Source organism: Flavobacterium sp. (assembly GCF_052437795.1).
Taxonomy (GTDB): domain Bacteria; phylum Bacteroidota; class Bacteroidia; order Flavobacteriales; family Flavobacteriaceae; genus Flavobacterium.
The window spans coordinates 1,146,563-1,171,416 of sequence record NZ_JBQVPA010000001.1; the positions used below are offsets into that span (position 1 = coordinate 1,146,563).

The following is a 24,854-nucleotide window of genomic DNA, read 5'->3' on the forward strand; positions in this document are numbered from 1 at the left end:
ACGGAGCAGATACAGCCCAGGTCCCGACGTTGTAACTTGCGGAAGCGGCACGCCCAAAAAAAGATTTCAGTTTTCAGTCGCAGTTTTCAGCGTACCTGTAAAGATTGCTTCGTTCCTCGCGATGACAGCAAGGTGAAAATTTGTGTAAATAGTGTAATTCGTGGCTAAATTATCTCTTTGCACTCTCGTAACAAATCCTTAATTTTGCACCTCACAACTACAACACGACAACACAATGATCCATTTCTTCGGAAACCAGACCAAAACGGTTTTTGCGGTACAGGCGCAAGGCGAACTTTCGGCAGAAGACACATCAAAATTAAACTGGCTTTTTGGCAACGCACATAAGATAGAAAGATCCGCACTGGCGGATCTCTTTGTTGGTCCCCGTGCCACCATGATCACACCATGGAGCACCAATGCTGTAGAGATCACCCAGAACATGGGCATTTCGGGCATCATCCGCATTGAAGAGTTTGAGAAAGTGGAGGAAGCCGATGTTAAGTTCGACCCGATGCTTTCGCAAAAATACAACGGGCTTACGCAAGATATATTCACTATCAACATAAAGCCGGAATCGATACTTGAGGTGACCGATATTGCCGCCTACAACGAAAAAGAAGGACTGGCGCTCAATGCTGAGGAAGTAGATTACCTGCGCAACCTTGCGATAAAGCTGGGCCGCAACCTGACCGACTCGGAGGTATTCGGGTTCTCGCAGGTGAACAGCGAGCACTGCCGCCACAAGATATTCAACGGCACGTTTGTGATAGACGGTGAGGAGAAGCCTTCGTCGCTTTTCAAAATGATCAAGAAAACGTCGCAGGAAAACCCGAATGATATTGTTTCGGCGTATAAAGATAATGTGGCATTTGTAAAAGGCCCACGCGTGGAGCAGTTCGCCCCGAAAAGCGCCGACAAGCCTGATTATTATGAGATAAAAGAATTTGATTCGGTGATATCCATTAAAGCCGAGACCCATAACTTCCCTACTACGGTGGAGCCTTTCAACGGCGCGGCTACAGGTTCGGGTGGCGAGATTCGCGACAGGCTGGCGGGCGGACAGGGTTCGCTGCCATTAGCCGGTACTGCTGTGTACATGACGGCCTACTCCCGACTTGAAGAGAACCGCCCATGGGAGAACGCTATGGACGAGCGCAAGTGGCTCTACCAAACACCTATGGATATCCTGATAAAAGCTTCCAACGGTGCCTCTGACTTTGGGAACAAGTTCGGGCAGCCGCTGATCACAGGTTCGGTACTGACATTCGAGCATGAAGAAGATGCCCGCAAACTGGGCTTCGACAAAGTGATTATGCTTGCCGGTGGTATCGGTTATGGGAAAGAAGCACAAAGCAAAAAACAAAAGCCGCAAACCGGCGATAAAGTCGTAATCCTTGGTGGTGAGAACTACCGCATCGGGATGGGCGGGGCAGCGGTATCCTCAGCAGATACGGGCGCTTTCAACAGCGGCATCGAGCTGAACGCCATACAGCGCTCCAACCCCGAAATGCAGAAACGCGCTGCCAATGCCGTTCGCGGCATGGTGGAGAGCGACAACAACCCCATCGTTTCGATTCACGACCATGGCGCGGGCGGGCACCTGAACTGCCTCAGCGAACTCGTGGAGGAAACGGGTGGAAAAATAGACCTAGACAAGCTGCCGGTGGGCGACCCTACCCTTTCGGCAAAAGAGATCATAGGCAACGAATCGCAGGAGCGCATGGGCCTTGTGATCGGGCAAAAAGACATTGACACCCTGAAACGCATTGCCGACCGTGAGCGTTCGCCAATGTATGAAGTAGGCGACGTGACCGGTGACCACAGGTTTACGTTTGAGTCGGCTACTACAGGCGCAAAGCCGATGGACTTTGCTTTGGAAGATATGTTCGGCAGTTCGCCAAAAACAATAATGACGGATAGAACGGTTGCAGCCAACTACAGCGCACCGGAGTATTCGCAGGAAAAAATTCACGAGTACCTTGACCAGGTATTGCAGCTTGAAGCCGTAGCCTGCAAGGACTGGCTGACCAACAAAGTTGACCGTTGCGTAGGCGGAAAAGTCGCCAAGCAGCAATGCGCCGGGCCGCTACAATTGCCATTGAATAACGTGGGCGTTATGGCGCTGGATTATGCCGGGAAAGAAGGCGTTGCAACGACCATAGGCCACTCCCCTGTTGCCGCATTGGTTGACCCTGCTACGGGAAGCCGCACTGCCATTGGCGAGGCACTGAGCAATATCATTTGGGCACCAATGAAGGACGGCCTGAAAGGCGTTTCCCTATCGGCCAACTGGATGTGGGCGTGCAAGAACGAGGGCGAGGATGCAAGGCTGTATGAGGCCGTGCAGGGCTGCTCAGAGTTCGCGATCGAGCTGGGCATCAATATACCAACCGGTAAAGACTCCCTTTCCATGAAGCAGAAATACCCGAACGGAGACGTGATCGCGCCGGGAACTGTGATCATATCAGCTGCGGGCAATTGTAACGATATTACTAAAGTTGTGGAGCCGGTACTGAAACGTAATGGTGGCAACATTTACCACATTAACCTTTCGGGAGATGCATATAAACTGGGCGGGTCGTCGTTTAACCAGGTGTTGAACAAAGTGGGCAATGAAGTCCCTACGATCAAAGATGCGGCTTCATTTAAAAATACATTTAATGTTATACAAGACCTGATCAAAGCAAGTAAAATTGCAGCAGGACACGACATAGGCAGCGGCGGTTTGATCACTACCCTGCTTGAAATGAGCTTTGCGGAATTGAACCTTGGCGCGGAGTACGACCTTACCGGACTGGGTGAGGCCGATACCATTAAAGCCCTTTTTGCCGAGAACATTGCCATAGTGATACAGGCAGATGCTTCGGTTGAGGCGGAACTGGCTGCAAAAGGCGTGGCATTCACAAAAATAGGCCAGCCGAAAGAAGGCAACACCATTACCGTGAAGAACGGGGATACCTCACTTGAATTTGACATTACAAAAACACGTGACACCTGGTTCAAAACCTCCTACCTGCTTGACCAGAAGCAAAGCGGAAAAGAGAAAGCCACCGAGCGTTACAACAATTATAAGAACCAGCCTTTACACTATACGTTCCCTGTCCATTTTACCGGAAAGAAAGTCATCATTGATGCCTCTAAGCCAAGGCCGAAAGCAGCCATTATCCGTGAGAAGGGATCGAACTCCGAGCGCGAGATGGCAAACGCCATGTACCTTGCCGGCTTTGATGTGAAGGACGTACACATGACCGACCTCATCTCAGGCCGTGAGACTCTGGAAGACATCCAGTTCATAGGCGCGGTGGGCGGTTTCTCGAACTCGGATGTACTGGGTTCGGCAAAAGGATGGGCAGGCGCGTTTCTTTACAATGAAAAGGCAAAAACAGCATTAGAAAACTTCTTTAAGCGTGAAGATACATTGTCGGTGGGGATATGCAACGGGTGCCAGCTATTTATTGAGTTGGGGTTAATTAACCCTGACCACGAGCAGAAGCCGCGCATGCTGCACAATGATAGCCGTAAGCACGAGAGCGGGTTCACCTCCGTAAAAGTGCAGGAGAACAGCTCGGTGATGCTGTCAACCCTTGCGGGAAGCACGCTGGGTGTATGGATCTCGCACGGCGAAGGTAAATTTGACCTCCCTTACGAAGAAAGCCGCTATGACGTGGTTGCCAAGTACGCCTACAATGGCTACCCCGCTAACCCGAACGGCTCGCACTTCGACATTGCCATGATGGCCAGCAACGATGGCCGCCACTTAGTCATGATGCCGCACATTGAGCGCTCCATGTTCCAATGGAACTGGGCGTACTACCCGGAAGGCAGAACAGATGAAGTGAGCCCGTGGCATGAGGCATTTGTGAATGCTCGACTTTGGTTGGAGAACCGTTGATCTGTTGATTTGTTGATGGGTTGATTTGTTTATTCGATATAGTAAACGCTCTCAGAAATGGGGGCGTTTTTGGTTATGAATACTAAAATTTATATATATCTGAAACACTTCACGCTCATGCGAGGTTAGATTTCGGGCAGACAAGAGTAAACCTATCAGTACTGCGACGAGCTAACTCTACTCGAGCCTGAGGTTCTAAAAAATACCCACCCTGTTTCGTAAAACCTTACCTCAACACCCTTTTACACTCTTCGGTCCAAAACATTATCAGGAAGATGATGGCCGGGATGATAAACAGTGACGAGATGGCGATCACAATGCCTTCGCCGCCAAAATCAGGGTCGTTCATGTAAACAGATGTGGCCCAAAAGCACGTCAGGATGTAGATCGCTTGCCCAACAGTGTACACATAGAGGCCTTTCAGGTGTTTCATAAGCATCATTATTGCGCCGATGATTGTCATGATTGCTGTGATCGAGTATATCCATCCACGTATGTATTCGCTGTTGTTATCAGCAGCGGCAACGAGTTCATACAGCATACCTCGGAACAGCTGGAACACTGATCCGATGATCGTTAGTATGGACAGCACGATGAGTAGCGTGCTGCTTTGCTTCGAGCCAATAGTAAAACGTTGGTCCGTGCCGCATGTCGGGCAAAAATTGGTGCCGGCTTCGAGCGGTGTGTTACATCGTATGCATTTTTCCATAGACTCTAAGATAGCGATCTTCTGTTAACATTCAGCCAGTACATGATAAGGAATGCAAGCGATATGGCAATGCCCATGACTACGGATATCGTTATGAATAGTTGCGGGACCTTGTCGTCCTTAGGGATCACGTCGAACCCAAAGGCCATGGCCAGCGTCAGCAGCATGTTCCCGACCGATGCGGCCGTATAAATGTAAAGTCCTGTGAGCCGCTTTTGCAGCATCAGGATCGCCCCGGTAAGTTTACCGATAGCGGCAAGTATCCCTAACATCTGGAATGTACGGTGGGCTGCTGTCATACCGGATATATTGCCCCACGTCATTGCCCCTGAAAGCAGGGCTAATGATGCACCGACAATGGTAAGGATACAGAGTACTTTTAGAAATGTGTCGTCGTATGCTTGTGGCGGACGCTTGGTAATGCCCTGGCTGGCGCCACAGGAAGGGCAATTAATGGTGTGCTCAGAAATAGCATGTCCGCAACGAATGCAGGTCCTCATAATTTTTAGGTTGGTTTAGTTGGTAATGTAAATATAGAAAATTTCTCACAAGAAAAATACAAGTTTGCTAAAGTGAACAAATGCTGTACTTTTGCCCTGATCAAATAGCCATGCTGTATAAATATCTCCCGCTACTCGGGATCATATTCCTGCTAACACTCCTGCTCTCTGTAAAACAGAGCCGCAAACGGCTGTGGGAACACGACAGGTCACGCAACGTCCGCATGTATACACTACGAGCCATCTTCGTGATAGTAGTGCTTATAGTATTCTTATTTTTCTCGATGGTGCGCTAACCTATTGGAAAAAGGCTTAATTTGCAGCATCATCAATCAAATCAAAATAATGAAGATCAATGTATTACTCATGTGCTGTGTGCTTTCTTTTACGGCATTCGCACAGCAGTCCCAATTCATTACCGTCGGCAAAACCAAATTAGCATTTAAGACCTCATCTGCAGAAAAAAGGGAACCGGGCGAACCAATTGTAGTTTACGAAGCAGGGTTTGGGTCCGGTGGTGGCAGCTTTGCCCCTTTGATACGATTGCTGCCGGATATTCCCTATTTCGCCTATGACCGTAATGGCTTGGGGGAGTCAGCAATTGATACAGCGGTTAGAACAGATACCGATGTGGTAAAGCAACTCCATGAACTGCTGTCAGCAGCCAAAGTCGCGCCGCCTTATCTGCTGGTCGGGCATTCGTTGGGCGGGCCATTCATCAGGCTGTATGCGGCGACCTATCCGGATGAAGTGTGCGGACTGCTGTTTATTGACCCTACCGACTTTATGCTGACTACTGCTGAAGATGAGCAGGCCAAAAAAGCCAGCGGCAGCACTACAGGCTACATTGGCCTTATGCGAATACTATTTAACCAAATCGCAAATGACAGCAATACTGGTGAAGGAGTTCGTAATGAGGCACAAAGAGAATTGAAGACCATGAACTCAGTCTTCTTTGGAGAATACACGGCTCTCCCACCATTGAAAAATATACCTGTCACCGTTATCATATCATACGCTAAACCTACTGAGCCATCGCAAGTGCAGATGAATACAGACCTGAAGCTGAACATTAACCTTGATATATGGTGGAAGGAGTACGACCGGCTGCGCAATAACCACTATTCCGACATGATCGCCCACAATCAAAACAGCAGCCTGATACTGCTGCCCGGATATAGCCACGGTATACATCACCAAGATCCTGAACTCGTGGCGAAGGCTTTGCGGGACCTGTATCAAACCTGCCACAAAAGATGACAGGGGGTCTAGGTTAGCTCTGCAATATTAATAGCTGTAGCAGCGTTGAAAGGTAAACACCAACCCAATGGCTTTCAACTACCTTAAAACCGCTTTTGCAACTATAGTTATCATCTCGCTGGGATGCAAAAAAGATGCTGTGCCTGAAAAAAAGCCGACATCGGCCCAACCTGAAAAAACCAGGGCAGAACAAACCGTACCTTTCGACACGCTCACCAAAACCATACATATATTCGTGGCATTGTGCGATAACAAGTACCAGGGCATTGTCCCCGTCCCGGCAGGCATTGGCAACGGCCAGGACCCGAACAGTAACCTGTACTGGGGATGTGGGTATGGCATACGAACCTACTTCAAAAAGAGCAAGGAATGGAAGTTCCTGAGATCGACAAAGTCGGGCGGGGACATACTGGAGCGCATAGTATTCAGGCATGCTGCCAAACCTGATCAATACCTTGTTGCCGATGCTTATGACGGCCAGTATATAAAGCAATGCACGCAGGATTTCCTCAACAGCAGTGCCGGAAAAAGAAAAGATGCAATTACCATCGAAGATAAAACGATAGGCATTGGTGGCAACGCGCAATTGCTCGGGTACATAGGCCACGACGGGCTAATGGATTTTGAGCTGGACGAAACTTATAAAAATACCGACAAAAAGAAAAGGGATGTGATCATACTCGCCTGTTTTAGCAAAATGTATTTCGGGCCGCATTTGGAGCATGCGAATGTAGATCCGCTGGTATGGACCTCGCATCTTATGGCTCCCGAAGCCTATACCATTCATGATGCCATAACCGGTTACCTTGCCGGCGAGACAAACGAGCAAATACGAACCCGTGCCGCCAAAGCCTATAATACCCACCAAAAGTGCGGGGAAAAAGCAGCGAGGAAGCTTTTCATTACCGGATGGTGAAAAGTTTGATCTGTTTATTCAGTCATTTTTAGTATCGAGATCCTTAAAGATACATATCAAAAAGCCTTAATAAAAAACGAACGCCCATGAGGGCGTTCGCATATCTTTAATAGCATTGAAAGTTCCGGTTAATTGCCGCCTTTTTGTGCCTCCAACTGCTTCCTCGTTTTATAATTCAATAGGTATTTTCCCTTGGATCTTTCGGCATTGAACACGCAAAGGTCGGCAAACCATCGTGCTTCTTTTCGGGCCTGCTCATTCGGGGTGCCTTCATATTCTATCTTATATATGGCCCCGAACAGCGGCGCTCTTCCCTCCCCATGGTAACAGTGTACCAGTACGGGATAATTGTTTGGATCGTCCATCACAGCAAAATACTTGTCCAATACTGCCTGGTCCGGTATCTGTTCAGAGCCTACATCAAAGTAATTAGTGCCGGGAACGCTTTCAACGGCTGACTTTTCCTGCAAAAGTTCCTTGCTCACCTCAGGGTTGTTCACAAGGTCCTTAGTACCCGGCCTGCGAAGGTCGACCACGCTCTTAATGTTATATTTTTTGATGTATTCCGGCAGTTCATCGGGCGGAATGGTACCGGAACGGTATACTTTTCCTTCCACCACCGGCTCAAAGTTATGGTCGATGTTCACATCATAAACATACTTGCCCACACCAATGAGAACGATCACACCTACTACGATCAGTATCTTCTTTATCATTTTTTATAGTATAATTTTTTGTCCATTATCCTTTCGAAATAGTCCTGCAAAAACGCCTTACAGGCTGTCTCGGCATCTTCCATTTCCTTATTCTTCTTATCGATCAGGTTCTTCTCCAAGCCTTTGTCGTTAATATCATAGAAGCCAATAGCTTTGCTGCCGTCGAAAGCGCAAATATAATTACCGCGCTGGAATAAATACCTGTTCCCGTTGAAACTTATCACATACGGCTGTACCTGCTTATCACCCACCAGGCTCCTGCCCCAGCTTAGGAACGGCTTGTCGTAGCCGATCAGGTCCAGTATCGTTGGGTAAATGTCGATCTGCTGGCTCAATGAACTGTCAACGCCCTTTAGGCTTCCATCCGGCTTAAAGATGAGTATCGGCGTAGCGTGGCGGTTAAGCACTTTGCGATACTCTTCATATGCGATCTGGTTACCGTGGTCGGCCGTAATAATGAAAATGGTATTGCTGTACCATGGCGATCTTTTCGCGGCCTCAAAGAACTTTTTAAACGAATAGTCCGTGTAGCCTACCGTTTGGTGGATAGGCACAGTACCTTTTGGGAATTTGCCTTTATACTTGTCAGGCACCACATACGGCTCGTGCGAGGATACTGTAAAAATCGTGCCAAAGAACGGCTCCTTCTTTTTATCGAGCGTGGTTTTCATGAACTGCAGGAACGGTTCGTCCCAAATGCCCCACGATCCATCGAAGTCATCATCATTGTTATATTCCGTCTTTCCATAATAATGGTCAAAGCCAAGGATATTGCCAAAGCCCTGGAAGCCCATCGACCCATTTGGCGCACCGTGGAAAAATGACGTATCATAACCCATTTCTTCAAGGGTTGACACCAGCGATTGAATTTTCTGTTTCGGATAGGGTGATGAGGTAAAGGCATCCTTGAACGAAGGTATGCCCGCCAGTATCGATGACATACCATGTATCGATTTGCTGCCGTTGGCATAGCTGTTATCGAATATCAGGCTGTGCTGTGCCAATGAATCGAGGAACGGTGTGTAACTCACAAATCCGGGAATGTTACGGTTTTGGTTCATGCAGCCCCAGTATTCACGGCCCAGGCTCTCTGTAATGATAAGCACGATGTTGGGCGTCGTTCTCTGGTTGTTGGCATAATGCTTTATGGGGTGGAAATTCTCCTCTATTACGCTTTCATCAACAAAATGTACTTTCTTGAAGCTGGTGGCATTAAATGTCCTGATAATCGAAAAAGGTGTATTAAGCACCAGGTCGGCATGCTCGGGTCTTTCCACATGGCGGTTGGCATCGATGATATTGATAGGACGTGTGCTTTTCTTGAAATCACCACGTATGCCACCCACGATCATCGTTCCTGTAAACACAAATGCAACAGCTGAAATAGTAAAGTATTTCAACTTATTAGAAGGTTTATCTGCATCTTTTACTTTAACCCTATTATATAACCATACCCACGCCAATGCCGTAACAATGAACAGCAGGAACACGTGCCAGTAGCTTATCAGGAAACGCCCTAAAAGGTTGGCTTGGTCCTCATTCTTTATTACATCGATAACCGCAACGGTAGTCCGGGCATAGATGTAGCGGTAATAAATGAAGTCGCTAAAATTAGTCGCATACGCTATGAGGTTGGTCACAAAATACAGCCACATCAGGAAAGTCTGGTAGCCTTTCCCCGAATTGATCGTGAAAGGGAGTATCGAGAAGAGTATGAACAAGAGGTTTGTATACAGTATGGCGGTGGTATCAAAGGCCAGGCCATGGTAATATAAGGTAAGGTAGTCGCCAACAGATGCTACATTGAGCAGGTCGTAGTTGTAAGCTAAAAACAGCAGCCTTACAATGAAGTAGAAAAAATATGCCAGAAATAGGCGATACAACAGCGCTTTGTATTCCTGAAGCCTGAAAGTGTTATTCATTTGGAACGTATGGATTTAACACGAAATTAAGAAGAGGCTAAATTAAGAAATTTAGTACTTTCGACCGCATTTATTTACATATTTGAATATTAATAAGCATTTTTTTCATAATTTGCAGGAACAAACATATAAAACATGCAAGACATTAAACGTTTATTCGATTTCCCATATTACCAGCTCGAAAAGTACAGCCTGAGTGATGCGCTGGTGACAAAGTATGGTGAGGAATGGGTAAAAACCTCTACGCAGGAGTATGTGGACAAGGCCAATGCTTTTTCGCGCGGGCTTTTACGCATGGGCGTGAAAAAGAATGACAGAATAGCCGTAATATCATCTAATAACCGCACCGAATGGCATATTGTTGATGTTGGCGTGCTGCAAACCGGAGCGCAAAATGTCCCCGTATACCCTACAATAACCGAAGACGATTATGAATATATCCTGAACCATTCGGAATGCATCTACTGCATTGTTTCCGATCAGGAGCTGTATAATAAGATCATGTCCATCCGTGACAAAGTACCGGGGCTTAAGGAGATCTATTCATTCAATGCGATCAATGGCTGCAAAAGCTGGAACGAGATACTGGAACTGGGCAAAGATACTTCTAATCAGGACGAGGTAGACCGTATAAAGGACAGCATTACCGAAGATGAGCTGGCTACTGTAATTTATACGTCAGGTACTACAGGAAGGCCTAAGGGCGTAATGCTTTCGCACAGGAACATCGTTTCGGATGTGCTTATGAGCGCCGAACGCGTTCCTTTCGAGTCGGGCAACAGCCGTGCGCTGAGCTTCCTTCCCATCTGCCACATTTACGAAAGGATGATATTATATCTGTACCAATATTACGGTGTGTCGACCTATTTTGCCGAATCTATCGAGAAAGTGAGCGATAACATTAAGGAAGTAAAGCCTTTTGTGATAACAGCCGTACCAAGGCTTCTGGAAAAAGTATACGACAAGATCATAGCCAAAGGCGCTGACCTGACAGGGATAAAACGCAAGCTGTTCTTTTGGGCGGTTGAAGTAGGCCTTGAGTACGAACCATATGGAGCGAATGGTGCATGGTATGGATTCAAGCTGTGGATAGCTCGCAAACTCATCTTCTCCAAATGGAAGTCAGGGCTTGGCGGCAATCTTGGCCTAATGGTATCAGGAAGCGCGGCCATACAGCCGAGGCTTGCACGTGTGTTTGCAGCGGCAGGCATACCGGTAATGGAAGGCTACGGTTTAACTGAGACTTCGCCAGTTATCGCGGTAAATGATGAACGTAACGGCGGGTTCCGCATAGGTACAGTAGGCAGGCCGCTAAATGGTGTTGAAGTGAAGATAGCCGAAGACGGTGAGATACTCTGCAAAGGGCCAAATGTGATGATAGGCTACCTTAACGATAAGGAAAAGACCGATGAGGTGCTGAAGGATGGCTATTTCCATACCGGCGACATCGGCATCATTGATAAGGACGGCTTCCTGAAGATCACCGACAGGAAAAAGGAAATGTTCAAGACATCCGGAGGTAAGTACATCGCACCGCAGCTGATCGAGAACGCCATGAAGCAGTCGCGCTTCATCGAACAGATCATGGTGATAGGCGACGGAGAGAAAATGCCGGCAGCTTTCATCCAGCCTGACTTTGAATTCGTAAAGCAATGGGCATCGCGCAAGGGATTGTCTCTTTCAGACAACAAGGCCATTGCCGAAAGCAAAGAAGTAAAAGACCGTATCAAGGAAGAGATTGACGAGGTTAACAAAAAGTTCGGGCACTGGGAACAGGTGAAAAAGTTCGAGATCACACCGGATTTGTGGTCGGTAGACGGCGGCGAAATGACCCCTACCCTCAAGCTCAAGCGAAAAGCGATAAAAGAAAAGTACCAGAAACTGTATGACAAGATATACAGGGAAGGTGATAAATAGAAACTGAAAAACTCCCCGGAATGGGGAGTTTTTTTTTTCTGCTTATGTTAATAATGCTCAAGCAGCCTCCGCAGTGATCAGCCTGATTTATCTGTCATATCTATAATTGTAGCGCTACTTTTTCCATCAAGGCTTCGTGCCGCCTTCCGCAGGATGGATGACTCCCCTTCACGTTTGCGCAACCGAAGGTTCAATAACACATAGGTTTTCCGTTTTTTTTCTTTCTTAGTATGATTTGCTAGGTCTTCTGACACTCCGGTGTCATTACGCCTGCTTACGATCTTAGCTTTACCACTAACAATTGCATCAACGGCCCTTCCCCAAAAATGCTTAGGATTCTTAGTATTGGATGACAATCCGAATCCCCTTCCGGGAAGCTGTAATACAACAAAGTAATTTTCCATCATCTGAATTCATTAAATATTTATGTGAATTTACAAATCAATTTAATATGCGAATAATTATTTAATATGTAATTAACTATTTTCCTACTAAATAGAATTGGTGAAAAAATTCTGTATTTTTATACGATACTATGATAGATAAGCGTTTACCAATCCATGAAACTATTGCTATATATTTTATTTTCGACTGCCATGTTGGGAAATTTGGCTATCGATACTCAGGATAAGATTAGGATAACGGGCATTGCGACGGATGCCAAAGCCGGCGCCGTAGTGCTCGATGACACGGGTACACCCTACTATGTTGATGGCCTTGACCACTGGGAGGAAAAATACCTGGATAAAGTTGTGAACGTGACCGGCGAACTCAAAAAAGTAAAGATAAAGAACGAGAATAAAACCGCTTCAAAGAAAAAGCAGCAGGCAAAGGGTACGCAATTCGTACTGATGAATGCGGAGTGGGAACTTGCGAAAAAATAGTATTATTTCCATATAAAGAGAGGACATCCGTGTTCGTACTTTTGAACTTCAACTTCAGACTTCCTGACTTTTTTCGTTAATTTGCCGAAAAAACAACAATGATATCCTACAACCCCAAAGAGTGGTTTTCATTCATATTCCGTTTCCATAAAGGTGATACATTCCGCAAGCTGATCCCGATAATGTTTGGGATAGGACTGTATTCCGCCGGGATCGCATGGCTCGAGATAGAATACTGGAAGCTTTCGGACAGCAGCCACGTTAAGAACATTACGGTGATGCATACCATGCTGGGCTTCGTGATATCATTGCTTCTTGTGTTCCGAACCAACACCGCTTATGACCGCTGGTGGGAAGGCCGAAAGCTATGGGGAGCTTTGGTCAATAACAGCCGCAACCTTGCCATAAAAATGGCTGTAATGCTGAAGGACCCCGCCGACAAGGAGATCATGCGCAAGCTTATCCCCGGGTTCGCCTCAGTGCTGAACCTCCACCTGAAGAATGCCGACATAAGCCACGAGCTGTTCGACGATGCCACCCTCCCCTCCGACCATTATAAGCACAAGCCCAACCAGATCGTAAAGACCATCATGGCGCGTGTAGACGAAATGTACAAGGATGGCAGGCTTACCGGCGACCAGCTTATCATTATCAATGACGAACTGCGCTCTTTCCTCGAGATCTGTGGGGCGTGCGAGCGTATAAAGAATACACCTATCCCCTATTCATATAGTGCCTTCATCAAAAAATTCATTTTCTTTTATGTGATGACACTACCGTTTGGGTATGTATTCCAGCTTGGATATTTCGTGATACCTGTGGTGGTTTTTATCTTTTATGTATTAGCCAGCCTTGAGCTCATTGCTGAAGAGATCGAAGACCCGTTCGGCACCGACCCTAATGACCTTCCACTCGAAAAAATAGCCGACAACATCCGCAAAAATGTTGAGGAGCTTATTTATTAACATAATATTCTGAGAGCTTAACGATCATTTTGATCCTACCGTGATATCTTTCCACATAAACATTTCTGTCGGAAAATGTTTAACATTTCGTTGGCTGCGAGCCTGTTTTGAAATATGTAATTTTAAAGTAAATAAAACAGCTAACATAAACGAAAATATCATGGACAGACAGATGTATCATTATGCAACGGTATCTAAAGCGTTGCAGGAACTGAATGAAAAAGGCTATACGACTGACTTTAACCTGGAGGAAAAGCGTATCAAGGACCATTGCGAAGATTTTGAAATTTCGCACATATACCGATATGAAGGCGAGAGCGATCCCGGAGATGAAGCTACCGTTTATGGCATTAAGTCGAAAAATGGAGAGAAAGGCGTATTTGTTGTAAGCCCCGGAGCTTTTACTGAAGATGGCGCTGCAAAAGTATTGCTTGACATGAGCATTAAAGGCCGTGCAGAACAATCGTAAAGCATGAACAGGCTCCAAAAAAAGCTCGAAAAGATAGGGAGAGATCCCATAGTCACCGCCAAAGCCGTTGGCCTGCGCTATTCTTTAAAGTCGGATAAAGGCTATTACAGGAAGCGGAAAGGGAGCGGCTTTTCGTATATTGATGAAGAGGGAAAAGTGGTCAGGGAAAAAGAGGCTATCGACCGGATAAAGAAACTTGTAATACCTCCTGCATGGGAGAACGTGTGGATATCGCCCTTCGAGAACGGACACCTGCAGGTTACAGGCATCGACAAGCGCGGCCGCAAGCAATACCGCTACCACCCCAACTGGAACAAAATACGCAACCAGTCAAAATTCTTTCGCCTGCACAGGTTTGCCAATTGTTTGCCACACATACGCGAACAGGTGGATAAGGACTTGGAGCGTAAGGGCCTGCCTTACGAAAAAGTGGTAGCGCTTGTTGTACGGCTAATTGAACTAACCAACATCAGGATAGGTAACGATGCCTATAAAAAGCTCTACGGCTCGTTCGGACTTACCACATTGCGCGACAAGCACGTAAAGTTTGACGGCAGTACGGTGTATTTTGAATTCGTAGGCAAAAAAGGCGTGAAGCACAAGATAAAGCTACAAAGCCGCCGCATGGCCAACCTGGTCAAAAAATGCAAGGACATTCCGGGGCAGGAACTTTTCCAGTATTATGATGACGATGGAAAAAGGCACACTATAGGATCTGCCGATGTGAATAATTACATCAAAGAGATATCGGGTGAAGATTTTACTGCCAAGGACTTCCGTGCCTGGGCGGGCAGCCTGAACGCACTGTGTGCTTTTAACGACCTGGGCGAATTTACCAGCGAAAGCGATTGCAAGAAGAAGATCGTATCAGTGTTGGATTCGGTGGCCGAAAAACTGGGGAATACGCGTACCGTTTGCAAAAAATACTACGTGCACCCTACTGTTATTGCTGCTTACGAAAAAGGGAATATTTCAAAATACATCTGCAATGATGAACCTGTTAAAGGAGAACTGAACGCACAGGAAAAAATGCTTGTAGAACTCCTTACTAAAGAAGAAATAGCCGAGGTCATCGCTTAGGCATAGCCCGGAAACCTGATAAACAAAGATTTATGAAAGACGACAAGAAACCATCTGAAGGCACTACCAGTGCCGATGATAAAGTAGATAACAACGCGCACTACTCAGGATCGGGAGAAATTACCCGGGATGATGAGCGTGACCGGAACAACAGTGCGGACGACTGGAATGCTGAGGACAGCCGTACAGGCAGGAATAAATAATTAGTACTTTTCAGCAAGGGAATTGAATAGATTTTCCCAATCTACCGCGCCGTGCCCTTCGCCCAGCCTTACGATGAGCAGGTGTTTCGACGGATCAACGTAAATGTACTGCCCCAAGATCCCTTTGGCCATGTAGGTCCCGTTGCCTTCCAGCCACCATTGGTACTTATAAAAGCCTTCACCTCCGGCTCCCGGTCTTGTTGACTCCTCCACCCACTGCTGGCTTACGACCTGCCTGCCGTTCCAGTTGCCTTTATTGAGGTATAGCCTTCCTATTTTGGCAAAATCGCGCGCCCTTGCATTGATGCAGCAGAAAGTCTTCTCCAGGCCATCCTTCTCCTTATCAAGGCTCCAGGTGGCATCATATTCCATCCCGAGCGGCTTCCATAGTTTTTCTTCAAGGTAAGCCGTAATGGTCTTGCCTTTCAGGGCCCTTTCCAAAACCAGCCCCAACAGTTGGGTATCACCACTGCTGTAAGCATATTCCTTACCCGGTTCGTTATCAGGCTTTCTTCTCTTTATTGCATTGCGGAGGTTGCGCCCATAATAGAACGTGGCCGCGTCGCCAAATGGGTTCACGTAGCTTTCGTTGAACTTAATACCGCTTTTCATGTTGAGCAGGTGCGCAATGGTCACTTTCTCCATGCCGTCGTGATCCAGTTCGGGTATATAATTAACCATCGGCTCATCAACCGACTTTATAAGCCCGTCGTCAATGGCACAACCTATTAGTATCGAGGTGACCGACTTGGCCATAGAGAACGATGCGACTACCGACTCCTGCTTATAGCCTTTAAAATAGTTCTCGTACTGTATGCTGTCATTCCGGATGATAATGAATGCGACCGTCCTGTTTTGCTCCAGGAAATTTTCAAACGTCATTTCCCTGTTTCCAACGGTCAGCTTTTTAGGCGCTTTGGGAATTGGCGCTTCCGCGAAATGGAAGTGTACCGGATCGGCTTCGGCAGTACGGGCCGGAAATATCTTGTGGTCGGTAATGTTAGCGAAATTGTAGTAGGCGAAACGGCCGACCTTACATGATGATGTTATTAGTAAAACAAGCGCTAGGGCAGGCAGGCAAGTATATTTTTTCATTATCATTGCGGTATCAATAAAGCAAATATGGACAAAAATATCTTATCGGTAAGGGAAATGGATGAAAAAGATATTCCGCTGTTCACCGAGTACTGGTTTACAGCTTCGGGCGATTTCCTGAAAGGCATGGGCGTTGACCTTGAAAAGATGCACACGCGTGAACAATTTACCCAAATGCTGCTAAACCAATTGGCACTTCCTTACGAAGAAAAAAAGGCATACGCGCTGCTATGGGACGCTGATGGAAAGCCATTCGGGCATAGTAATCTAAATCCAGTGGCCTTTGGTAAAGAAGGCGCGATGCACCTGCACATCTGGAAGCCCGAAATGCGAAGGCTTGGCATAGGCGCCGAAATGGTGCGGTTATCTCTACCGTATTATTTTGGCAATATGCGACTGAACCGAATTTACAGCGAACCGTTTGCTAATAATCCTGCACCTCACAAAACCCTTGAAAAGGCAGGATTTACATTTGTAAAAGAGTATGTGACCACTCCCGGTTCCATAAGTTTTGAGCAGCCCGTAAAGCAATGGGAGATCTTGCTGAAATAAAATCAGGTACAAATCGTTATCAGTAAACCCATTCATGTATAAACTGGCAAAATTTTTGTTACTTTGTTTTTAAAGAACGCTTAGTATGAAATACTTCTTTACATTATTGGCAGGATTTGCATTTACATCTGCGTTCGCCCAAATGGATAGCGGAACGGGCGGCATTGCCATTCCGCGCGCTAGATCTGAAGTGCCAAAAGCCGCGCCTACCATGAGTGCAGCAAGCCCTTTTTCACGCAATAGGGAAAAGGCGCCTACCAACGCCACTACTCCGCAAATTGGCGAGAAGCAAAGTAATTTCAGCATGTTCAAAAAAGATGAATTCGTTAACCGCAGCAGCGAATACCAGGACAGGGTCGAGATAAAGCAACGCGGTGAATCGAGTGAAGCCTACAAAGGGAACCAGTATTTCGGCGAAGTGCGTACTAAAACTAAATTCGTGCAAGTACTCGCGCGCGACTTTGAATATGCCGACGGCGACAGGATAAAAGTACTGGTAAACGACCGTATCGTCGTGGCCGACATGACACTTGACAATGATTTCAGGGGAATACAGCTGACACTGGACGAAGGCTTTAACAAGATCGATTTTGAAGCGCTCAACCAGGGAACATCAGGGCCTAATACTGCCGAGTTCCGTGTTTTTGACGACAAGGGCGAAGTGATCTCCAACCACCAATGGAACCTGGCTACAGGCTTTAAGGCTTCAGTAATGGTTATAAAAGAATAATGTTAAATACATATATACAAAAAGCCCCAACCGGGGCTTTTTACATTTTATATAAACTCAGGCACCAATAGCACCTGATCAACTTTTATCCATCGTTCATGGAGATAAGGAACTCTTCATTGTTCCTCGTCTTTTTGAAACGGTCGTTGATGAAGTCCATGGCCTCGACCGGGTTCATGTCCGCAAGGTATTTTCTCATGATCCACATACGCTGTATGGTCTTCGCATCAAGCAGCAGGTCGTCGCGGCGCGTGCTCGATGAGGTAAGGTCGATGGCCGGGAAGATGCGCTTGTTGGCGATCTTCCTGTCGAGCTGGAGTTCCATGTTACCCGTACCCTTGAATTCCTCAAAGATAACCTCGTCCATTTTAGAGCCGGTATCGGTAAGCGCTGTGGCGATGATACTTAGCGATCCGCCGCCCTCGATGTTACGTGCCGCACCAAAGAAGCGCTTTGGCTTCTGTAATGCATTGGCATCCACACCACCGCTCAATACTTTACCCGATGCAGGCTGTACGGTGTTGTAAGCCCTGGCAAGGCGCGTGATGGAATCGAGCAGGATAACCACATCGTGGCCGCACTCTACAAGGCGCTTGGCTTTTTCGAGCACGATGTTGGCCACCTTCACGTGACGGTCGGCAGGCTCATCAAAAGTTGAGGCGATAACCTCTCCCCTCACACTGCGTTGCATGTCGGTAACCTCTTCCGGCCTTTCGTCTATAAGCAGTACGATAAGGTACACTTCGGGGTGATTGGCCGCTATCGAGTTGGCAATGTCCTTAAGTAGCATTGTTTTACCCGTTTTAGGCTGTGCCACGATCATTCCCCTCTGCCCTTTTCCTATTGGAGAGAACAAGTCGATGATGCGTGTAGAAATGGTACTCTGCCTGTCGGCAAGATTGAATTTTTCATCAGGGAAAAGCGGCGTCAGGTGCTCAAACGAAACCCTGTCGCGCACTACTTGCGGGTCGTGCCCGTTGATCTTGTTCACCTTTACCAGCGGGAAGTATTTTTCACCTTCTTTAGGCGGGCGCACCACGCCTTTTACCGTATCGCCTGTTTTAAGGCCAAAAAGGCGCACCTGCGAGTTGGAAAGGTAGATATCATCGGGGGAAGCAAGGTAGTTGTAATCGGAAGAGCGAAGGAAGCCGTAGCCGTCAGGCATCATTTCAAGCACCCCTTCACTTTCTATTATACCGTCGAACTCATAATCAGGCTCGCGGAAGTTTTGTTTTTTATTCTGGACAGGCTGGGATACCGGTGTAATTACAGGTGCAGCAGTCTTTTCCTGTGCGGGCTGGTCGGCATTTTGCTTACCCTTATAGCTTGGGTGGTTAGGGTTATTGGCATTGGCCCTTTCTATCTGCGCCTGCCTTTCCTCTTCAGTAAGTATCCTCTTTGCTTTTTGTGCGGGATTTTCCTGCCTTGGGTTTTGATTGTTGGCTGGCGTGATCGCCTTTCTGTCATCATTACTGTCGGCAGCCTTCCTTTGCTGGCGCGGTTCAGCTTCAGCTTTTGGGCGTGGTGTATCTTCGGCGACAGGCACCTCTTTTGCAACACGAGGCTTTATGACAGGTTCTATTTTTATCGGGGCCGGTTTTTCATCAGCTTTAGCTTCTGTCGTTTCAGGCGCCGGAGCAGCTGCCGGCTCTTCCTGTGCAGGTATTGCGGCATGTGTTACTTCAGTAACTGCATTTTTAACGATGCGCTGGCGTTTTGCCTTTTCTTCCGTGATAGCGGGAGCGGCTTCCGCTTGAGGTGCGGCATCTTCAAAAAGTGGCTTTATTTGTGTTGGATTGGCTGCCTGGTGGTCTAATATCTGGTAAACAAGTTCCTCCTTTTTTAAACCTCTGTATTTGCTAATCTTTGCTTTTTTTGCAATTTCCTGAAGCTCAGGAAGCTTCATTTCTTTCAATTCGGAAATATCAAACATGAATAATTTCTTGGTTAAATTTAGTATCGTAACTCAAAATGGATAAAGGGAATTTTAGTTGGGGAAAAGCATACTTCGCAGAATGAAGCACTTGCGCTTTTGTACTGCAATATTACAAATTTATTTTTACTGCACAATAGTATTTATTAAAAAGAAAACATATTTTTGTGCTGCGATCACAGCAGTATGATACAGAGAATACAGACGATATACCTATTAATTGCTTTTATGGCAACGGGCGTGCTTCCCTTTGTTTTCCCATTATGGACAACAGAGAACGGCGAGCATTACTATTTTATCAGGAACCTGGCCTACGTGGCTTTGTTCGGGCTGAGCACAACGCTTAGCATCATTAGTATACTCACTTACAAAAAGAGGAAGAACCAGTTTGTCATGGGCAGGCTGAACATAATATTGAATTTAATTTTATTAGGGTTATTTATTTACCAGTCGCTAAATATATCCGGAGAAACCGACCATGCGTTAGTCGTTTCTGAGAAGGGTATTGGGATGCTCCTCCCTATTGTTTCTATCGTTTTTTTGAGCCTTGCCAACAAGGCCATCAAGAAGGATGAGGATCTCGTAAAATCAGTGGACAGGTTGAGGTAAACCTACTTAGTTTATTAGTGCGTAAAGATCCCGCCAAAGCGGGATCTTTTATTTTATGCCACCAAAGCAACCCTTTCTGTTTTTGTGTATCTTTCATAAAACAAACCAACAATATGAAACAACTATTAACGGGAATGCTATGTGCATTTTTTCTTTCAGGCTGCGGGATCGATTATGACGGCGCGACCAAGCTCGTTTTTGAAGGACGTGTAACAGGAGCCGACGGGCAGCCGCTGCAAGGTGTAAAAGTCAGTACCCAAATATCCAACAGCACCGATATGGATATCATAAGCTATGACTTTACCGACAGCAACGGTCGCTACCTGATGATATTCCCCAAACCTGATGAAAGGGTCGATATTGAAGTTATAGTGAATTCATCCGTCGATGAAAACACTTTATCACGTACAGGGATATTCAACATTGGCCTTGGACAGTTTGAGGATTTCAAGATCGACTTTGGAACTTCTGCGCTATACGAAACGGAAAATTCCGTTACGCTCCACATCAATTTCCCTAATGGCATCCAGCCCTTAAAAATAGGACTCACCGGGCTTGTTGCCAATAACCTTGTGGACTACAACTTTAACGAAACTCCCGAAGACGGTTTTACCTGGCCGAATAACGATATACTTGTAGCCCCTGATCAGGTAATTACGCTAAAATATATGCTATCCAACGGATCAGTACTTGAAACGGAAATACCAATTGGTGACACCGATGTAACCTTTAATGTAGAATAACATGAAAAAGTTATTTATAGCACTTACCGTACTGAGTTGCGTTTCGTTATGGTCGCAGGAGGAACTTATGAAGCCCATGGAGCGCAAAAAGCCCGAAAGCCGGAAAGAATATTTCAGGATGTATTATTTGATACCCAACGGCATAGGCGATAATGTTCTGGCAAAAGCCAATGACGGCAGAATGGGTCTTGGATTTGCCGTTACTTTCTACTCGTGGGAGCAGCTGCACATTATAGGCGGGTACGAATTCATCCAGTATGATGTGACCGACCCATCGCTTGCCGGCAATATAAAAAACACAAATATGGCCAACTATTATCTTGAAGCGCTGTATAAGATCCCGGTAATAGACAGGGTGGATCTTAATCCTAAATTCTCTGTCGCGTATATGACACTACGCCAAAAAACGCACTCTACCAACTATGGCCAGCAGTCGGGTGTTGGCTTCTCTCCCGGCTTTGATGTCGACTACAGGATTTCCGGCGGCTTTAGGGTCTATGCGGGACTGGATTACTGTGTTTCATTTCCTGACACTGATACAAATGCAGAATACCGATCTTTTTTTGGCACCTTGCAACAGCTTAATATCCAGTTCGGCATAAAATTCTAATACCTCTTCCCTATCTCTACCACCTCAAGGTTCTGTATCTTGTCGCCATCAATCTCAAAGCGGAGCATGGTGCGAACCTTATGCAGCCCGCTGATGCCCGCCGCGCCGGGGTTCATATGTAGCAGGTTGAGTTTTTGATCGAACTGTACCTTGAGTATATGCGAGTGCCCACAGATGAAAAGTTTTGGTGGTTTACTGCTGATCTCCTCACGAACGGCAGGGTTGTACTTGCCGGGATAGCCGCCAATGTGTGTGATCCATACATCAATACCTTCACAAAAAAAGCGGTTATTGAGTGGGAATTCCATCCGCGCCTCATTGCCGTCGATATTACCGAATACGGCGCGCAAAGGCTTTTCCGCCTTAATGGAGTCGGTCACGGCAAGGTTGCCTATGTCGCCCGCGTGCCAAACCTCGTCGGCCTGCCTTACATATTTCAGGATGGTATCGTCGATATGACTGTGGGTATCGGAAAGAAGGAGGATTTTTTTCAAGTCAGAAAGTTTAAAGTGGTAAAGTTAGAAAGTTCTTTTGATCAATTAGCCTGTGCGGCCACTTTATGACTTTGACACTTTATGACTTTACAACTAAAACCTTATCTTTGCATACGCTATGAGATACTTTATAGAGTTTGCTTACAACGGGAAAAATTACTGCGGATGGCAGTTCCAGCCGCATAGCCCGTCGGTACAGGAAACACTGAACAAAGCCCTTTCCCTCCTCCTCAGAACGGAAATTGACGTAACCGGCGCCGGACGTACCGATACCGGTGTGCATGCAACACAGATGTACGCGCACTTTGACCATGAGGAAATTACCGATGCAGATACGCTGATAAAAAAACTGAACTCATTCCTGCCGAAAGACATTGTGGTGTACCGCTTTATCCCGCTGCATAATGAGGCGCACGCGCGGTTTGACGCGGTACGGCGGACGTATGAATACCACATACATACCTTTAAAGACGCGTTTGTGCACGAGGGCAGCTGGTACAACTTCCATCACCTGGACGTGGAGAAGATGAACGAGGCCGCCAAAGTGTTGTTTGGCTACACAGACTTTAAATGCTTCTCCAAAACACATACCGATGTGAAGACCTTCAACTGCAAAATAATGCAGGCCGAATGGCAGCAGCACGGCACAAGGCTGGTGTTTACCATAAGCGCCGACCGATTTTTGCGTAATATGGTGCGCGCCATTGTAGGGACGCTGGTTAATGTGGGAATGGGAAAAATAACGACTGACGACGTACGCGCCATAATAGAGAGCCGCGACCGGGGCCTTGCAGGGTTTTCGGTGCCGGCGCACGGATTATACCTGACCAAGGTAATTTATCCGTACCTTTAAGCCACTAATATTACAATGGAAACCAAAGAAAAACACAAGAATAAAACATCATTAAAAAAGGTAATGCAATTCGCCAAACCCTACAGGGCCCGCTTTGTATGGGTGGTGGTATTTGCTGTTGCATTATCCATATTTGCCGCCATACGCCCCTACCTGCTCAAGCAGACAGTGGATGATTACCTGCTCGACAAGCACGAAAGCGGCCTGCTGAACTTTGTACTGCTAATGGCTGCGGTGCTACTTTTTGAAGTGGCCTCGCAATTCTACTTTGTATATTGGGCCAACTGGCTGGGGCAGGACATTGTAAAAGACATACGCGAGAAGCTTTTCGGGCACATTACGAGCTTCAGGATGAAATTTTTTGATAATGAGGCCGTAGGGCGATTGGTAACACGCACGGTTTTCGATATTGAGTCCATCGCCAAGATATTCAGCCAGGGATTGTTCATGATCATCAGCGATGTATTGAAGATGATCGTGGTGCTGGGCGTAATGTTCTACATGAACTGGAAGCTGACCATTGTAGTAATGCTTGCCATGCCGATACTGGTTGTAGCCACCCGGATCTTTCAAAAGAAAATGAAGGGCGCGTTCGAAGAGGTGCGTGCGCAGGTAGCCAACCTCAACACATTCGTGCAGGAGCGCCTTACGGGCATGAAGATCGTCCAGCTTTTCAACCGTGAGGAGATAGAATACGAAAAATTCAAGCAGATCAATAAAAAGCACAACGATGCCTGGCAGAAGAACATCTTGTATAACTCCATCTTCTTCCCAATTGCCGATACGATATCTTCGCTCACACTTGGTTTTATCATTTGGTACGGCAGCGTGAGCATACTGAATGGTGAGAGTGTAACCTCGTCGGGTGACCTGTTCGCGTATATCTGGTTCATAGGCATGCTGTTCAACCCGCTAAGGCAGATCGCTGATAAATTCAACGAAATGCAGATGGGGATCGTAGCCTCCGACCGTGTTTTCGAACTTTTGGAAATGGAGGAACTGATACAGCAGTCGGGCACCAAAACAGCCGGGCATTTTAAAGGTGAATTGCAATTTGATAATGTACGCTTCAGCTATCTAGCGGGTGAGGAAGTGATAAAAGGCATTAACCTGAATGTGGCCGCAGGCAAAACCATAGCTATTGTAGGCGCTACGGGGGCGGGCAAATCGACCATCATCAACCTGCTGAACCGCTTTTATGAAATTGACAGTGGGAAGATCTTCATCGACGGCACCGACATTAACGAATTTACACTGGAAAGCCTGCGCAGGCAGATAGGCATCGTGCTGCAGGACGTTTTCCTTTTTGCCGATACGATACTGAATAACATTACCCTGAACGACCCGGCCATTTCGCGCGAAGAAGTTATCACTGCGGCTAAAGCCATAGGCGTGCACGACTTCATCATGACACTTCCCGAAGGATATGACTATAACGTAAAAGAGCGCGGTGTAATGCTTTCTTCCGGGCAAAGGCAGCTGATAGCATTCCTGAGGGCGTATGTAAGCAACCCGAGCATCCTGATATTGGACGAGGCGACCTCATCCATTGATACGCATTCCGAGGAAATGATACGCACAGCTACCGACAAGATCACTGAAGGCAGGACATCCATTGTCATTGCCCACCGACTGGCCACAATTGTAAATGCCGACAAGATCATCGTGATGGACAAGGGGCTGATCGTAGAGTCGGGTACGCATTATGAACTCATCAACCGTGAGGAAGGGTACTATAAGAATTTGTATTATTCGCAGTTTGCGGTGGAAACTTCGTAATAGCAAAATAGGGATACCAA

Annotated in this window: 25 protein-coding genes; 17 read left to right on the forward strand and 8 right to left on the reverse strand. The window is 46.7% G+C overall.

Annotated elements, in window-relative coordinates; translation table 11 throughout:
• Positions 1 to 235: 235 nt before the first annotated feature.
• The gene (gene purL, locus ACT6R0_RS05575; protein WP_444652066.1) at positions 236 to 3,895 is read left to right on the forward strand and encodes a phosphoribosylformylglycinamidine synthase; all 3,660 of its coding nucleotides are present in this window, start codon (positions 236 to 238) and stop codon (positions 3,893 to 3,895) included.
• Positions 3,896 to 4,121: 226 nt separating this feature from the next.
• On the opposite strand, the gene ACT6R0_RS05580 is transcribed toward purL, so the two are convergent.
• Complete coding sequence (locus ACT6R0_RS05580) at positions 4,122 to 4,604, reverse strand: hypothetical protein (RefSeq protein WP_444652068.1); 483 nt, start codon at positions 4,602 to 4,604, stop codon at positions 4,122 to 4,124.
• A gap of 5 nt (positions 4,605 to 4,609) precedes the next feature.
• A complete protein-coding gene (locus ACT6R0_RS05585) occupies positions 4,610 to 5,104 on the reverse strand; it encodes a hypothetical protein (protein ID WP_444652069.1) in 495 nt (164 codons plus the stop codon).
• 110 nt (positions 5,105 to 5,214) lie between these two features.
• Between ACT6R0_RS05585 and ACT6R0_RS05590 the strand changes: the two genes are divergently transcribed.
• The 3 genes from ACT6R0_RS05590 to ACT6R0_RS05600 all read left to right on the forward strand — a co-directional run bounded on the left by ACT6R0_RS05590 (position 5,215) and on the right by ACT6R0_RS05600 (position 7,280).
• Positions 5,215 to 5,400 (forward strand): hypothetical protein, encoded by a 186-nt coding sequence (locus ACT6R0_RS05590; protein ID WP_444652071.1) that lies wholly within the window; start codon positions 5,215 to 5,217, stop codon positions 5,398 to 5,400.
• 49 nt (positions 5,401 to 5,449) lie between these two features.
• Positions 5,450 to 6,364, forward strand: a complete 915-nt coding sequence (locus ACT6R0_RS05595; RefSeq protein WP_444652073.1) for an alpha/beta fold hydrolase — start codon at positions 5,450 to 5,452, stop codon at positions 6,362 to 6,364.
• Between the two features lie 67 nt (positions 6,365 to 6,431).
• Positions 6,432 to 7,280, forward strand: coding sequence for a hypothetical protein (locus ACT6R0_RS05600; RefSeq protein WP_444652075.1), 849 nt, complete (start codon positions 6,432 to 6,434; stop codon positions 7,278 to 7,280).
• 128 nt (positions 7,281 to 7,408) lie between these two features.
• On the opposite strand, the gene ACT6R0_RS05605 is transcribed toward ACT6R0_RS05600, so the two are convergent.
• Both ACT6R0_RS05605 and ACT6R0_RS05610 read right to left on the reverse strand, forming a co-directional pair.
• On the reverse strand, positions 7,409 to 7,996 hold the full coding sequence (locus ACT6R0_RS05605) for a dual specificity protein phosphatase family protein (protein ID WP_444652076.1): 588 nt from the start codon (positions 7,994 to 7,996) through the stop codon (positions 7,409 to 7,411).
• On the reverse strand, positions 7,993 to 9,918 hold the full coding sequence (locus tag ACT6R0_RS05610) for an LTA synthase family protein (RefSeq protein ID WP_444652077.1): 1,926 nt from the start codon (positions 9,916 to 9,918) through the stop codon (positions 7,993 to 7,995). Before ACT6R0_RS05610 ends, ACT6R0_RS05605 begins: the two co-directional genes overlap by 4 nt.
• A gap of 135 nt (positions 9,919 to 10,053) precedes the next feature.
• Between ACT6R0_RS05610 and ACT6R0_RS05615 the strand changes: the two genes are divergently transcribed.
• The gene (locus ACT6R0_RS05615; protein ID WP_444652079.1) at positions 10,054 to 11,835 is read left to right on the forward strand and encodes an AMP-dependent synthetase/ligase; all 1,782 of its coding nucleotides are present in this window, start codon (positions 10,054 to 10,056) and stop codon (positions 11,833 to 11,835) included.
• Positions 11,836 to 11,912: 77 nt separating this feature from the next.
• On the opposite strand, the gene ACT6R0_RS05620 is transcribed toward ACT6R0_RS05615, so the two are convergent.
• Entirely contained in the window at positions 11,913 to 12,242 is a 330-nt protein-coding gene (locus ACT6R0_RS05620; RefSeq protein ID WP_444652080.1) for a hypothetical protein, read from the reverse strand.
• 153 nt (positions 12,243 to 12,395) lie between these two features.
• On the opposite strand from ACT6R0_RS05620, the gene ACT6R0_RS05625 reads away from it, so the two are divergent.
• From ACT6R0_RS05625 to ACT6R0_RS05645, 5 genes are all read left to right on the forward strand, one after another.
• Positions 12,396 to 12,719: a hypothetical protein gene (locus tag ACT6R0_RS05625; protein WP_444658690.1), complete on the forward strand. Its 324-nt coding sequence runs from the start codon at positions 12,396 to 12,398 to the stop codon at positions 12,717 to 12,719.
• Positions 12,720 to 12,817: 98 nt separating this feature from the next.
• Positions 12,818 to 13,684 carry a bestrophin family protein gene (locus ACT6R0_RS05630; RefSeq protein WP_444652084.1) on the forward strand — a complete coding sequence of 289 codons (867 nt, stop codon included), beginning with the start codon at positions 12,818 to 12,820 and terminating at the stop codon, positions 13,682 to 13,684.
• 160 nt (positions 13,685 to 13,844) lie between these two features.
• A complete protein-coding gene (locus ACT6R0_RS05635; protein ID WP_444652086.1) occupies positions 13,845 to 14,153 on the forward strand; it encodes a hypothetical protein in 309 nt (102 codons plus the stop codon).
• Between the two features lie 3 nt (positions 14,154 to 14,156).
• Positions 14,157 to 15,233 carry a DNA topoisomerase IB gene (locus ACT6R0_RS05640; protein WP_444652088.1) on the forward strand — a complete coding sequence of 359 codons (1,077 nt, stop codon included), beginning with the start codon at positions 14,157 to 14,159 and terminating at the stop codon, positions 15,231 to 15,233.
• Positions 15,234 to 15,265: 32 nt separating this feature from the next.
• Positions 15,266 to 15,436, forward strand: coding sequence for a hypothetical protein (locus tag ACT6R0_RS05645; RefSeq protein ID WP_444652090.1), 171 nt, complete (start codon positions 15,266 to 15,268; stop codon positions 15,434 to 15,436).
• Here the strand turns inward: ACT6R0_RS05645 and ACT6R0_RS05650 are convergent, their stop codons facing one another.
• Positions 15,437 to 16,531 (reverse strand): serine hydrolase domain-containing protein, encoded by a 1,095-nt coding sequence (locus ACT6R0_RS05650; protein ID WP_444652091.1) that lies wholly within the window; start codon positions 16,529 to 16,531, stop codon positions 15,437 to 15,439.
• Positions 16,532 to 16,558: 27 nt separating this feature from the next.
• Between ACT6R0_RS05650 and ACT6R0_RS05655 the strand changes: the two genes are divergently transcribed.
• Together ACT6R0_RS05655 and ACT6R0_RS05660 are read left to right on the forward strand one after the other, a co-directional pair.
• On the forward strand, positions 16,559 to 17,083 hold the full coding sequence (locus ACT6R0_RS05655; RefSeq protein ID WP_444652093.1) for a GNAT family N-acetyltransferase: 525 nt from the start codon (positions 16,559 to 16,561) through the stop codon (positions 17,081 to 17,083).
• 85 nt (positions 17,084 to 17,168) lie between these two features.
• Positions 17,169 to 17,813, forward strand: a complete 645-nt coding sequence (locus ACT6R0_RS05660) for a hypothetical protein (RefSeq protein ID WP_444652095.1) — start codon at positions 17,169 to 17,171, stop codon at positions 17,811 to 17,813.
• An 85-nt stretch (positions 17,814 to 17,898) separates the two neighbouring features.
• Here the strand turns inward: ACT6R0_RS05660 and rho are convergent, their stop codons facing one another.
• Positions 17,899 to 19,746 (reverse strand): transcription termination factor Rho, encoded by a 1,848-nt coding sequence (rho, locus tag ACT6R0_RS05665; RefSeq protein ID WP_444652097.1) that lies wholly within the window; start codon positions 19,744 to 19,746, stop codon positions 17,899 to 17,901.
• A 186-nt stretch (positions 19,747 to 19,932) separates the two neighbouring features.
• Here rho and ACT6R0_RS05670 point away from each other — a divergent pair, with 186 nt between their 5' ends.
• From ACT6R0_RS05670 to ACT6R0_RS05680, 3 genes are all read left to right on the forward strand, one after another.
• The gene (locus ACT6R0_RS05670; RefSeq protein WP_444652098.1) at positions 19,933 to 20,355 is read left to right on the forward strand and encodes a DUF4293 domain-containing protein; all 423 of its coding nucleotides are present in this window, start codon (positions 19,933 to 19,935) and stop codon (positions 20,353 to 20,355) included.
• Positions 20,356 to 20,468: 113 nt separating this feature from the next.
• Positions 20,469 to 21,098, forward strand: coding sequence for a hypothetical protein (locus ACT6R0_RS05675; protein WP_444652100.1), 630 nt, complete (start codon positions 20,469 to 20,471; stop codon positions 21,096 to 21,098).
• 1 nt (position 21,099) lies between these two features.
• Positions 21,100 to 21,708 carry a hypothetical protein gene (locus tag ACT6R0_RS05680; RefSeq protein ID WP_444652102.1) on the forward strand — a complete coding sequence of 203 codons (609 nt, stop codon included), beginning with the start codon at positions 21,100 to 21,102 and terminating at the stop codon, positions 21,706 to 21,708.
• On the opposite strand, the gene ACT6R0_RS05685 is transcribed toward ACT6R0_RS05680, so the two are convergent.
• A complete protein-coding gene (locus ACT6R0_RS05685) occupies positions 21,705 to 22,202 on the reverse strand; it encodes a metallophosphoesterase family protein (protein WP_444652103.1) in 498 nt (165 codons plus the stop codon). The two genes, ACT6R0_RS05680 and ACT6R0_RS05685, sit on opposite strands and share 4 nt — an antisense overlap.
• Before the next feature lie 118 nt (positions 22,203 to 22,320).
• Between ACT6R0_RS05685 and truA the strand changes: the two genes are divergently transcribed.
• On the forward strand, positions 22,321 to 23,055 hold the full coding sequence (gene truA / locus ACT6R0_RS05690) for a tRNA pseudouridine(38-40) synthase TruA (protein WP_444652105.1): 735 nt from the start codon (positions 22,321 to 22,323) through the stop codon (positions 23,053 to 23,055).
• 15 nt (positions 23,056 to 23,070) lie between these two features.
• Complete coding sequence (locus tag ACT6R0_RS05695) at positions 23,071 to 24,834, forward strand: ABC transporter ATP-binding protein (protein WP_444652107.1); 1,764 nt, start codon at positions 23,071 to 23,073, stop codon at positions 24,832 to 24,834.
• The last annotated feature ends 20 nt before the right edge of the window (positions 24,835 to 24,854 follow it).

Bases quoted from the DNA above. Each gene is read 5' to 3' on its own strand.
- ACT6R0_RS05620 (WP_444652080.1), bottom strand. From the start codon at position 12,242: ATGATGGAAAATTACTTTGTTGTATTACAGCTTCCCGGAAGGGGATTC.
- ACT6R0_RS05650 (WP_444652091.1), bottom strand. From the start codon at position 16,531: ATGAAAAAATATACTTGCCTGCCTGCCCTAGCGCTTGTTTTACTAATA.
- ACT6R0_RS05660 (WP_444652095.1), top strand. From the start codon at position 17,169: ATGAAATACTTCTTTACATTATTGGCAGGATTTGCATTTACATCTGCG.
- ACT6R0_RS05635 (WP_444652086.1), top strand. From the start codon at position 13,845: ATGGACAGACAGATGTATCATTATGCAACGGTATCTAAAGCGTTGCAG.
- ACT6R0_RS05670 (WP_444652098.1), top strand. From the start codon at position 19,933: ATGATACAGAGAATACAGACGATATACCTATTAATTGCTTTTATGGCA.
- ACT6R0_RS05585 (WP_444652069.1), bottom strand. From the start codon at position 5,104: ATGAGGACCTGCATTCGTTGCGGACATGCTATTTCTGAGCACACCATT.
- ACT6R0_RS05640 (WP_444652088.1), top strand. From the start codon at position 14,157: ATGAACAGGCTCCAAAAAAAGCTCGAAAAGATAGGGAGAGATCCCATA.
- ACT6R0_RS05655 (WP_444652093.1), top strand. From the start codon at position 16,559: ATGGACAAAAATATCTTATCGGTAAGGGAAATGGATGAAAAAGATATT.
- ACT6R0_RS05590 (WP_444652071.1), top strand. From the start codon at position 5,215: ATGCTGTATAAATATCTCCCGCTACTCGGGATCATATTCCTGCTAACA.
- ACT6R0_RS05695 (WP_444652107.1), top strand. From the start codon at position 23,071: ATGGAAACCAAAGAAAAACACAAGAATAAAACATCATTAAAAAAGGTA.
- ACT6R0_RS05595 (WP_444652073.1), top strand. From the start codon at position 5,450: ATGAAGATCAATGTATTACTCATGTGCTGTGTGCTTTCTTTTACGGCA.
- ACT6R0_RS05615 (WP_444652079.1), top strand. From the start codon at position 10,054: ATGCAAGACATTAAACGTTTATTCGATTTCCCATATTACCAGCTCGAA.
- truA (WP_444652105.1), top strand. From the start codon at position 22,321: ATGAGATACTTTATAGAGTTTGCTTACAACGGGAAAAATTACTGCGGA.
- ACT6R0_RS05605 (WP_444652076.1), bottom strand. From the start codon at position 7,996: ATGATAAAGAAGATACTGATCGTAGTAGGTGTGATCGTTCTCATTGGT.
- rho (WP_444652097.1), bottom strand. From the start codon at position 19,746: ATGTTTGATATTTCCGAATTGAAAGAAATGAAGCTTCCTGAGCTTCAG.
- ACT6R0_RS05680 (WP_444652102.1), top strand. From the start codon at position 21,100: ATGAAAAAGTTATTTATAGCACTTACCGTACTGAGTTGCGTTTCGTTA.
- ACT6R0_RS05580 (WP_444652068.1), bottom strand. From the start codon at position 4,604: ATGGAAAAATGCATACGATGTAACACACCGCTCGAAGCCGGCACCAAT.
- purL (WP_444652066.1), top strand. From the start codon at position 236: ATGATCCATTTCTTCGGAAACCAGACCAAAACGGTTTTTGCGGTACAG.
- ACT6R0_RS05625 (WP_444658690.1), top strand. From the start codon at position 12,396: ATGAAACTATTGCTATATATTTTATTTTCGACTGCCATGTTGGGAAAT.
- ACT6R0_RS05645 (WP_444652090.1), top strand. From the start codon at position 15,266: ATGAAAGACGACAAGAAACCATCTGAAGGCACTACCAGTGCCGATGAT.
- ACT6R0_RS05675 (WP_444652100.1), top strand. From the start codon at position 20,469: ATGAAACAACTATTAACGGGAATGCTATGTGCATTTTTTCTTTCAGGC.
- ACT6R0_RS05600 (WP_444652075.1), top strand. From the start codon at position 6,432: ATGGCTTTCAACTACCTTAAAACCGCTTTTGCAACTATAGTTATCATC.
- ACT6R0_RS05610 (WP_444652077.1), bottom strand. From the start codon at position 9,918: ATGAATAACACTTTCAGGCTTCAGGAATACAAAGCGCTGTTGTATCGC.
- ACT6R0_RS05630 (WP_444652084.1), top strand. From the start codon at position 12,818: ATGATATCCTACAACCCCAAAGAGTGGTTTTCATTCATATTCCGTTTC.